8 protein-coding genes and 2 pseudogenes are annotated in these 9,814 nt (G+C 68.0%); 6 read left to right on the top strand and 4 right to left on the bottom strand.

What is annotated here, in order from left to right; translation table 11 throughout:
• The first annotated feature begins 156 nt into the window (after positions 1-156).
• The gene (locus I53_RS13230; protein WP_043351426.1) at positions 157-828 is read left to right on the top strand and encodes a class II aldolase/adducin family protein; all 672 of its coding nucleotides are present in this window, start codon (positions 157-159) and stop codon (positions 826-828) included.
• A 75-nt stretch (positions 829-903) separates the two neighbouring features.
• Here I53_RS13230 and I53_RS13225 read toward each other — a convergent pair whose 3' ends face one another.
• The gene (locus I53_RS13225) at positions 904-1,836 is read right to left on the bottom strand and encodes a methionyl-tRNA formyltransferase (RefSeq protein ID WP_043351424.1); all 933 of its coding nucleotides are present in this window, start codon (positions 1,834-1,836) and stop codon (positions 904-906) included.
• A gap of 182 nt (positions 1,837-2,018) precedes the next feature.
• Entirely contained in the window at positions 2,019-3,296 is a 1,278-nt protein-coding gene (gene frc / locus I53_RS13220) for a formyl-CoA transferase (protein ID WP_043351422.1), read from the bottom strand.
• Positions 3,297-3,742: 446 nt separating this feature from the next.
• Between frc and I53_RS13215 the strand changes: the two genes are divergently transcribed.
• A complete protein-coding gene (locus tag I53_RS13215) occupies positions 3,743-4,021 on the top strand; it encodes a hypothetical protein (protein ID WP_043351420.1) in 279 nt (92 codons plus the stop codon).
• A 5-nt stretch (positions 4,022-4,026) separates the two neighbouring features.
• On the opposite strand, the gene I53_RS13210 is transcribed toward I53_RS13215, so the two are convergent.
• Entirely contained in the window at positions 4,027-4,719 is a 693-nt protein-coding gene (locus I53_RS13210; protein WP_043351418.1) for a hypothetical protein, read from the bottom strand.
• Positions 4,720-5,217: 498 nt separating this feature from the next.
• On the opposite strand from I53_RS13210, the gene I53_RS13205 reads away from it, so the two are divergent.
• From I53_RS13205 to I53_RS13195, 3 genes and pseudogenes are all read left to right on the top strand, one after another.
• Positions 5,218-7,104 carry an MHYT domain-containing protein gene (locus I53_RS13205; RefSeq protein ID WP_043351417.1) on the top strand — a complete coding sequence of 629 codons (1,887 nt, stop codon included), beginning with the start codon at positions 5,218-5,220 and terminating at the stop codon, positions 7,102-7,104.
• Positions 7,105-7,140: 36 nt separating this feature from the next.
• Positions 7,141-7,554 (top strand): response regulator, encoded by a 414-nt coding sequence (locus I53_RS13200; RefSeq protein ID WP_043351430.1) that lies wholly within the window; start codon positions 7,141-7,143, stop codon positions 7,552-7,554.
• Positions 7,551-8,614: pseudogene (locus tag I53_RS13195) on the top strand (sensor histidine kinase). The gene I53_RS13200 and the pseudogene I53_RS13195 overlap by 4 nt, the downstream one beginning before the upstream one ends.
• Before the next feature lie 10 nt (positions 8,615-8,624).
• On the opposite strand, the gene I53_RS13190 reads toward I53_RS13195, so the two are convergent.
• Complete coding sequence (locus tag I53_RS13190) at positions 8,625-9,188, bottom strand: TetR/AcrR family transcriptional regulator (protein WP_043351415.1); 564 nt, start codon at positions 9,186-9,188, stop codon at positions 8,625-8,627.
• Between the two features lie 97 nt (positions 9,189-9,285).
• Here I53_RS13190 and I53_RS13185 point away from each other — a divergent pair.
• Positions 9,286-9,804, top strand: a pseudogene (locus I53_RS13185) (efflux RND transporter periplasmic adaptor subunit); the annotation flags it as partial.
• Positions 9,805-9,814 lie beyond the last annotated feature (10 nt).

Raw genomic sequence — 9,814 nt, 5'->3', positions numbered from 1 at the left:
GGGCCGCCTATACCAAGAAGCCCGAGGCGAGCCTCGCGCCGGTCCTGGCCCAGTAACGCGGTCCAGGCGACACGAACCGACGAGAATGAGCCCGGCGCCGTCTTTACGGCGCCGGGCTTCCTGCATACCGGGGACCGGGCTTTCCGGAGATCGGGTATGGATAGGGACGAGCGGATCGCGCGGGAGAGCGTCGTGGCGGCGGCACGGGCGCTCGACGCCCAGGGGCTGAACCGCGGGACGTCGGGGAACGTCTCGGTGCGGTTCCGCGATGGGCTCCTGATCACACCCTCCGGCATGCCCACCGACAGGACGGGACCGGACGATGTGGTCCCGATGGCATTCGACGGCACCCACCCGCCGGATCAGAAGCCCTCTTCGGAATGGCGCTTCCATCGGGACATCCTGGTGTCCCGTCCGGAATTCGGTGCGGTGGTCCACGCACATCCGGTCTACTGCACCGCTTTCGCCATGTGCGGTCAGGCGATACCGGCGATCCATTACATGATCGCCGCCTTCGGAGGCCCGTGCGTGCGCTGCGCGCCGTATGCGCCCTATGGCACCGCTGAACTCTCGGACCTAGCCCTGACTGCGCTGGCCGATCGCAACGTCTGCCTCCTCGCCAACCACGGCATGATCGCGGCCGGCACCGATCTGGAGAAGGCCCTCTGGCTCGCCGTCGAGCTGGAGACCCTCTGCCAGCAATACGCCGTCGCCCGGCAGATCGGGACGCCGATCATCCTGTCCGATGAAGAGATCGGCATCACCGTCGAGCGCTTTCGCGGCTATGGGCTGAATGCGGCGGGGAGCACAGGCTCAACGACCGCGTAGCCGAGAGGCCCCGCGGGATCGGTCGGGCGCCGCGCCGTCTAAGGTCGGATGCGCTCCACCGCCGGCGCGGGCATCCTATCGCCCGAGCACCTGCCCGACCGCCAGCCCGACCTCCTGGGCGAACGCGGCGGCCGCGATCTTCTTGCCGCCCTCCGCCTTGACCTTGCGAATCTCGATCCGGCCGCCCTGCGCGCAGACGCTGAACCCCGCGTCGTCGATGGCGATCACCTCGCCGGGCTTGCCCACGACATCGGCGAGCTTACGGACCCGATGCAGGGTGGAATCGAAGATCTGGAGCTTCTTGCCGTCGAGCGTCGTCCAGGCGCCCGGCGCCGGATTGGCCGCGCGGATCAGGTTGTAGATCTGCTCGGCATGGGCGGACCAGTGGATCTCCGCCTCCGCCCCCCGGAACCAGCCCTCGTAGCTGGCGGCATCCTCATCCTGGTCGATCTCGACATGCTCTCCCGCAACGACGAGATCGGCCGCCTCGAGCATCGCCTCGACGCCCATCGGGAACAGGTTGTCGAAGTAGACGTCGCCCAGCGTCGCATCGGCGCCGATCGGGCAGGTCTTCTGCAGGATCACCGGCCCTTCATCGAGCCCGTCGGTGGGCCGGAAGATTGTGAGGCCGGTCTGCAGCTCGCCGCGGGCAATCGGCCAGTTGATCGAGGACGGGCCACGATACCGCGGCAGCAGGCTCGGATGATACTGGATTGTGCCGTGCTTCGGGATGTTGACGAAGCTCTGGGGCGCGAATTGCAGCACGTAGGCCATGATGCCGATGTCGGCATCGAGCCCGCGCATCGCGGCCTCGGCCTCGGGACTCTTCAGGCTGGGGAACTGGAAGACGGTCAACCCCTTCTCGACCGCCGCGGTCTTGAGGACGTCCGGCTTGGCGCCGGGCTTCTCGGGCGCGCAGAACACCGCGGCGACCTCATCGCCTCGCTTGAGGAACGCCTCCAGGACCGCCTTGCCGAAATCCTGTTGGCCGATGAAGGCGATGCGCATGCAATCTCCTGGGCTTCGACCGGGCCCATGGCGGCCCGGGAAAGGGACGGTCGGAGCGCGGGGCGCGGCGGCGAACGGTCGTGCCCCGTTGGTCGGACGGCGTCATCCGAAGTCCGGGACGGTGCGGCCCCGGACACGACGGCGGCGAACCCAGGCCGGAGCCCGGGATCGCCGCACGCCGCTCACTCTGCGGCGATCTTCTGAACGACGCCGATCGCGCCGGACTCGGAGATTTCACCGACCTCGGCCTCGGAATAGCCCAGCACGCTGCGCAGGATCTCCTCGGTATGCTCACCGAGCAGCGGGGAGCGCTTCACGTCGCTCGGGCTCGCCGACAGCTTGATGGGATTGCCCACCGTCAGGTACTTGCCGCGCGTCGGATGGTCGACCTCGACGATCGTGCCGGTCTTCCGCAGCGACTCGTCCTCGGCGATCTCCTTCATGGACAGGATCGGGCCGCAGGGGATGTCGTACTTGTTCAGCGTGTCCATCACCTCGAACTTGGACACCTTCATCGTCCACGCCTCGATCCGCGTGAAGATCTCGTTGAGATGCGGCAGTCGGGCCTTCGGCGTGGCGTAGTTCGGGTCGGTCTTCCAGCTCGGCTCGCCGATGATGTCGCAGATCGGCTCCCACACGGCGGCCTGGGTGATCACGTAGATGTAGGCGTTCGGATCCTGCTCCCAGCCCTTGCAACGCAGGATGCGGCCCGGCTGACCGCCGCCGGAATCGTTGCCGGCGCGCGGAGTCGCCTCGCCGAACGGGATGCCTTCACCGAACTGGCTGTATTCCTTCAGCGGCCCGTGCTCGAGCCTCTGCTGATCGCGCAGCTTCACCCGGCACAGGTTGAGCACGCCGTCCTGCATCGCGCAGTCGACCTTCTGGCCGAGGCCGCTCTGGGTCCGGTGATACAGCGCCGTGACGATGCCGAGCGCGAGGTGCAGACCCGTTCCGGAATCACCGATCTGCGCCCCCGTCACCATCGGGATACCGTCCCGGAAACCCGTGGTCGAGGCCGAGCCGCCGGCGCATTGCGCGACGTTCTCGTAGACTTTGCAGTCCTCGTAGCGGCCGGGACCGAAGCCCTTCACGGAGGCCAGGATCATGCGCGGGTTGGCCTCGTGGATCTTCTCCCAGGTGAGGCCCATGCGGGCGAGCGCGCCGGGTGCGAAGTTCTCGACCAGGACGTCGCATTCCTTGATGAGGCGCCAGAGGACCTCCTTGCCCTTCGGATTCTTCGAATCCAGCGTGATCGAGCGCTTGTTGTGGTTCAGCATCGTGAAATAGAGGCTGTCCACGTCAGGAATGTCCTGAAGCTGCTGACGCGTGGCGTCGCCGACGCCCGGCCGTTCCACCTTGATGACGTCTGCACCGAACCAAGCCAGGAGCTGCGTGCAGGTCGGGCCGGATTGAACGTGGGTGAAGTCCAGGATGCGGACGCCTTCGAGGGCCTTGGTCATGATCGGTCTCGGAGCTGGAGTCGGATTCGGGAATGTCGGAGGGCGGCTCAGGCCGCGCGGAATGCCGGCATGCTGCCTGCACGGGTCGGTGACGGGCAACGTGCGACGCCGGGGCAGGGACCTCTCATCCTCGAACGGATCATGTCTGCTATCCCTCCCAATGCGCGGTCTCGTCGTGTCGCGACACCGTCACTCGGACCCTGGGTGACGAGTCCTTGAATTTGTATACCACATGCCATTCGCCGGATGCGAGTGCCGATTGTGGATCGGGCCTGTGCGGCCCGTGACGAAACGTAAGCCGGCCAGACGCGGCGCTCAACAGACAGCTTGCAGCCTCGGACCAGGTGGGAGCGCCCCTTGGCATTCGCGGCCGGGCGGTCCATGATTTCGCCAAAATTGGCCCGCCGCCGCGGGATTAAAGTCGCAACGCTGCACGAGGAACGCCCATGCTCGCCAGCACCAGCCTGATCAAATCCTCCTGGATCGCCGTCGACGTCACCCGAGACCGCGCCGAGCGCGTCCTCGTCGTGGAGACCTACATCGCGGTCAGTCCGCTCGAGCCGAACTACGATGCCGCGCAGTACGAGCGTGTCCTGGCCTGCGTCCAGAACGTGCTCAAGTCGCACCCGGAGATCGACCGCGCGTCGATCCTGAGCATGCACCGCGGTTCCGGATGCACGGCGCTGTTCCGAGACCAGTCCGCCAAGCAGTCCGCCGCCGCCTGAGGGTCTCAACCCTCTCCGTCTTCGGCTGGCCGGGAGAGATCCGGCGGGTCCAGGGCGACGCGCGCCGCGTGAAACCACCAGAGCGGTATGTCGCGATTGGCTTGGGCCAGTTCCGAGGCCCAGCCTTCCTTCGGCATCACGTCGGCGCGGTCGGCGAACAGGCGCAACGCCGCCTCCGCGCGCTCCCTGCGGCACCGTTCCGCGATGGCCCGGCGCTCGGCCTCGGCGCGCGCATCCGTCTGCTCGATGAGGCGGCGGGTCGCGAGATCGTCGGCATCGAAAGCGAATTGCTGCCAGAACGCCTCCGCCTCCCGGGCGACGTCGCGCTCGCGGCGGAGCGTGGCGAACGCTCCCTCGGCCGCCTCCCGGGCCGCTTCGGCCGTTTCAGCGCGCGCGAGAAGACGGTTGTTGGCCTCCAGAAGCTCGCGCTCCCGCTCCGGCGACATCCGCTGCCGACGCAGCACCCGCAACTCCTCCTCGTCGGCGAGGCGGCTCAGAAGCCATTCGGCGAGCGGGCCGTCGGCAAGGGCGTCGGCGGAGCGGCGATAGCGCTCGCGCAGACCCGGGTGACGGATCTCGAAATCCGCGGCCTCCCAGCCCGCGCACGCCTCGCCCGCCGGACGGTCGTGATCGTAAAGGGTCCGCGCCAGGGCGTCGCGCAGGTCGTCCGGAAGTCGTGCCGCAGCGTGTCCGTTCATGAACCTGCATTCGCGATGAGCGATCGACGGAACTCTAGAACGCGCGCGCGCGACCGATGAGGCCATCGCGGTCTGGCGAACGCGGATTTTTCTACGCAGTCTATGGGCGCGCCGGCGGCGGCGCCCAGGGTCGGTCGGGGCCCGGCCGTCGGCTTGCCCGGATGGGGCCCGCATCTTGGCTCCCCCCTCCACCGCGAACCCGCGTCAGGGCGGCGGATCTTCGGCTCGGGCGGGGGCCACGATGGATCGTCGCTCCTCCTGCTTGCCGCAACCTGTCGGGACAGGCCGAAGGCCGCCGCGCGGGACAATGCGCGATCGCCGCGGCGACGGGAAGGCCCGGGCTTCCGCCACGTCGCGCCACCCGCAGCCGACCGGCAGGTCGGCCCCGCGCTCACGATCCTGGCTGCGGGAGACCACGGGGCCTTCGATTCCCGATGGCGCGCTTCAAGGGCTCAGGATACATCCCGATCTGCGCGCTCCACACGTCGATCCCAGTCGATGGTCCATACAGGCTACAATCCGGCGCTCGTCGCCCTGTCGATCGGCCTCTCCGTCTTTGCGTCCTACACAGCGCTGGATCTGGGCAGTCGCATCCGAGGGCCCGTCGCGGCGGGCCCCCGCTGGCCGTGGATCACCGGCGCTGCGCTCGCCATGGGCGGCGGCATCTGGTCGATGCATTTCGTCGGCATGTTGGCCTTCGAAACCGGCATGCCCACCACCTACGACGTCGGCCTGACCCTCCTCTCTCTCGCGATCGCCGTTGCGGCCACCGGCGCCGGCTTTCTGTGGGTGGAGCGGACCGGGGAGGGGCTCGGCAGCATCCTCGTGGCGGGCGTGCTGATGGGCCTGGGGGTTGCCGGCATGCACTACACCGGCATGGCGGCGCTTCGGATCCCTGGCGACCTTTCCTACAATCGGCCCATGGTCGCGCTCTCGGTGGCGATCGCCGTGACCGCGGCGACCGCGGCCTTGTGGCTCTCGTTTCACCAGCACGGCGTCTGGCAGAAGCTTGTCGCGGCCTGCGTCATGGGGGTTGCCGTGGCCGGCATGCACTACACCGGCATGGCCGCCGCGACGATCACCGTCGATGAAGGCGGCCCCCACGCCGCCCATGCGATGACGAGCGTCCAGGGCCAGCAGAATCTCGCGCTCTACGTCGCCGGCGCGACCTTCCTCATCCTGTTCCTGGCGATCCTCGCCTCGTCCCTGGACCAGCAGCGGGTGCAACGCGAATTGCTGGCGAGCGAGGCACGGTTTCGAGCCGCGGTGCAGGCCGTGCGTGGCGTCCTGTGGACCAACGATGCCGAAGGCCGGATGCTCGGCGACCAGCCCGGCTGGAGCGCGATCACCGGCCAGACGCGGGCGGAGTACCAGGGCTACGGCTGGGCCGACGCGGTGCATCCGGACGACGTGCAGGCCTCCATCGAGAGCTGGAACGCAACCGTCCGAGCGCGACAAACCTACGTCCACGAACACCGGGTCCGGTCCCGCGACGGATCATGGCGACATTTCGCGATCCGCGCCATTCCGGTGCTCGATGCACGCGGCGCGATCCGGGAATGGGTCGGCGTCCATACGGACATCACCGAACAGAGGCAGGCCGAAGCCGACTTGCGCGAGTCCAACGAGGAGATCCAGCGCTACGCCTATATCGTGAGCCATGACCTGCGTGCGCCGCTCGTCAACGTCATGGGTTTCACCAGCGAGCTGGAGGCGACCCGGACCGAGATCCAGGCGGCCCTTCGCGGGCACCCGGAGGCGGAGCGGCTCGACGGCGATCTCGCCGAGGCGCTCGGCTTCATCAAGGCGGCGGTGAACCGGATGGAAGGGCTGATCGCCGCCATCCTGAAGCTCTCCCGAGAAGGGCGGAGGCAATTTTCCCCCGAGCTCCTCGACATGACGAATCTGCTGCGCGGCGTGGCGGACGCCCAGAGGCACCAGACGGAGGCCACGGGCGCCACCGTGACGATCGCCCCCGACTTGCCGACGATCGTTGCCGATCGCGTGGCCGTCGAGCAGGTCTTCGGGAACCTGCTGGACAACGCCGTGAAGTATCTCGACCCCAGCCGGCCGGGACGCGTGACCGTGACCGCCACGGCCGTCGGAGACCGGCGGGTTTGTTTCTCCGTCGCCGATAACGGCCGGGGGATCGCCGCACGGGATCATGCCCGCGTCTTCGAACTCTTTCGACGCTCCGGCCTGCAGGATCGCCCGGGCGATGGAATAGGCTTGGCCCATGTCAAAGCCCTGGTGCGCTCGTTCGGCGGCCGGATCGAGGTCCGTTCGGAACTCGGCATCGGCACGACGTTCGACGTGACCTTGCCCCGCGCTCCGGCTACAGCGGTCCAGATAGACCCCGAACCGGCGCCCATCGCCGCCGAATGAGCGTGGAGCCCGCCCGTGCATCCTGTCAGCATCGTGATGATCGAGGATGACGAGGGGCATGCGCGCCTCATCGAGCGCAACATCCGTCGCGCCGGCGTCAACAACGAGATCGTCCCGTTCCGGAACGGCACCTCGGCGCTGGACTACCTGTTCGGCGCGGACGGCACCGGCGAGGCGAGTGCTCGGCGGCATCTGCTGATCCTGCTCGATCTCAACCTGCCCGACATGACCGGCCTCGACATCCTGGAGAAGGTCAAGGCGAACCCGCATACGCGGCGCTCCCCGGTGGTTGTGCTGACCACCACGGATGACAGCCGCGAGATCCAGCGCTGCTACGATCTCGGGGCCAACGTCTACATCACCAAGCCGGTCAGCTATGACGGCTTCGCGAACGCGATCCGTCAGCTCGGATTGTTCTTCTCGGTCATGCAGGTTCCCCAGAACCCATGAGCACCGGGCGTGTCAGCGGGGACGGGACCGCCGCGGCGGCACGCATCCTCTACATCGACGACGATCCAGGCCTCGGTCGCTTGGTCCGGCGCGCCCTGGAGACCCGGGGCTACGCGGTCGAGATCTGTCCCGACGGCGCCGCGGGGCTGGCACGGCTGGCGCAGGGCGGTATCGATGCCGTCGCCCTGGATCATCACATGCCCGGTCAGACCGGCCTCGATCTGCTGCCGGAAATCCGTGCCCTGCCTGAGGCGCCCCCGGTCATCTACGTGACCGGCTCCGAGGACAGCCGCGTCGCCGTCGCGGCCTTGAAGGCCGGCGCGGTCGACTACGTCTGGAAGGACGTTCAGGGGCAGTTCCGGGAGCTGCTCGGCGAGGCCGTCGCCACGGCGCTGCGGCAGGAGAGCCTGCGGCGCGACAAGGAACGCCCCGAAGCGAAGTTGCGCAGGCGCGCGACCGCGCCGAACTGTTTCTGCGCGAAGGTCAACCATCGCGTCGCCATTCCCTGGCCCTCGTCGCGGCCCGGGCGCATATGCAGCGCAACGCCGTCACGGATTCGGCTGCCAAGGCTGCACTCGACGAGATGCAGGCCCGGATCTCGGCGATCGCCGGGATCCATCGGCGGCTCTACACCTCGGACGACGTCGAGTCCGTGGAGCTCGACGCCTACCTGCAGAGCCTCGTCGAGGAATTGCAGGCGGCCATGCGGGCGAGCGGGCGGGATCATGCCATCCGGCTCCGGGCGGCGCCCGTGCGCCTCTCGACGGACAAGGCCGTCTCGGTGGGCGTGGTCGTAACCGAGCTCGTCACCAACGCGTACAAGTACGCCTATCCGGTCGGCACGTCGGGCGAGATCCGCGTGGCGATCGAGTGCGATGCCGCCGACACCGTGCGGCTCGCTGTCGAGGATGATGGAATCGGCTGGACCGGAGAGGGTGAGATCCGCGGGACCGGACTCGGCTCACGGATCGTGCGGGCGATGGCATCGAACCTGCGCTCGGCATTGTCGTATGCTCCCGGATCTCCGGGCACGCGGGCGGTTCTCGCCTTTCAGGTCTGAGCGCGCAATCTCAGCCGTCGGTCCGGCTCGCGATTCGATCGAGGGCGTCGAGCATCGGCACGAGCGAGTCCTCGCCGAGCTGGTGGAAGCCCAGGGCCCGACTCATGAACAGGCCGAGGATCGCGAAGAACAGGACGGAACCCTCGCCCGGACGGGCGCCGTCGATCTGACCGAGCTGATCCAGCTGATCCACCACGAAGGCCTGAAACCCCTTCTGCGCCTCCGGCGACTCCATCGAGGCCAGCAGGAGTGCGCGCGCGGATTCGTTGTCCTCGCAATAATGCCCGCGCACATGCGCCACCATCGCCTTCGGGAACTGAGACGGGCCAGCGGGGATCGCCGCAGCGCATGCCGCGATCTCCTCGCGCACATCCGCAAGCTTGCGGGCGACCAGAGCCACCACCAACGCATCCTTCGACGCGAAATGGTGCAGAACCCCGCCTTTGCTCAGCCCGGCCTCGGCGGCAACCGCGTCGATCGTCAACCCCCGCACGCCCGCCTTGAGCAGCACCGCGGCGGCGGCCTCAAGGATGATCTCGGGCCGGGCCGCCAGCCGTTGTCGCTTCACCTGCATCGCTGACCTGCACTAAAAACCGTCTGGACGGTATGTAACGGATGGCGTAGGAACGCGCCACGCATTTCGCACGAGCCGCGCCGACACGGTCGATCGCATGAGCCGCATCGTCTTCCGTCCACCCCCATCCGTTGTACTGGTGTTAACCGCGCTCGCGTCGATCGGGTGCGCACGGGCCGAACCGGACGCCGCGCTGGATCCCGCGATGGCGCGCGTGCGGGTGGTGCAGGCACGCCGTACGCCTCAGGCGCTCGAGGTCGTGGTGACCGGCGACATCCAGGCCCAGGCGCAGGTCAACGTCTCGTTCCGGACCAACGGCAAGGTGGCCGAGCGGCGGGTCGAGGTCGGGGATCACGTCACCGCCAATCAGGTCCTCGCCGTTCTCGAGCCCCTGACCCAGCAGGCGAATCTCGACAACGCGAAAGCCGCCCTCGCTTCGGCCGAGGCACTCCTGACCCAGGCCAAGATGTCCTTCGAGCGTCAGAAGCAACTTCTTGCCGGCGGCTTCACCACGCGCTCGACCTACGACAATGCCGAGCAGGAGCTGCGCACGACACAGGCGGCCGTCGATTCGGCGAAGGCCGCTTTGGGAACCGCGCAGGAGCAGTTCTCCTACAGACTCTAGA

The organism is Methylobacterium sp. B1, assembly GCF_000333255.1.
Classification (GTDB): domain Bacteria; phylum Pseudomonadota; class Alphaproteobacteria; order Rhizobiales; family Beijerinckiaceae; genus Methylobacterium; species Methylobacterium fujisawaense.
This window is presented reverse-complemented; position numbering and strand designations above follow the sequence as displayed.

Coding starts and splice junctions, on each gene's coding strand:
- I53_RS13230 (WP_043351426.1), top strand. CDS start 157: ATGGATAGGGACGAGCGGATCGCGCGGGAGAGCGTCGTGGCGGCGGCA.
- I53_RS13225 (WP_043351424.1), bottom strand. CDS start 1,836: ATGCGCATCGCCTTCATCGGCCAACAGGATTTCGGCAAGGCGGTCCTG.
- frc (WP_043351422.1), bottom strand. CDS start 3,296: ATGACCAAGGCCCTCGAAGGCGTCCGCATCCTGGACTTCACCCACGTT.
- I53_RS13215 (WP_043351420.1), top strand. CDS start 3,743: ATGCTCGCCAGCACCAGCCTGATCAAATCCTCCTGGATCGCCGTCGAC.
- I53_RS13210 (WP_043351418.1), bottom strand. CDS start 4,719: ATGAACGGACACGCTGCGGCACGACTTCCGGACGACCTGCGCGACGCC.
- I53_RS13205 (WP_043351417.1), top strand. CDS start 5,218: ATGGTCCATACAGGCTACAATCCGGCGCTCGTCGCCCTGTCGATCGGC.
- I53_RS13200 (WP_043351430.1), top strand. CDS start 7,141: ATGATCGAGGATGACGAGGGGCATGCGCGCCTCATCGAGCGCAACATC.
- I53_RS13190 (WP_043351415.1), bottom strand. CDS start 9,188: ATGCAGGTGAAGCGACAACGGCTGGCGGCCCGGCCCGAGATCATCCTT.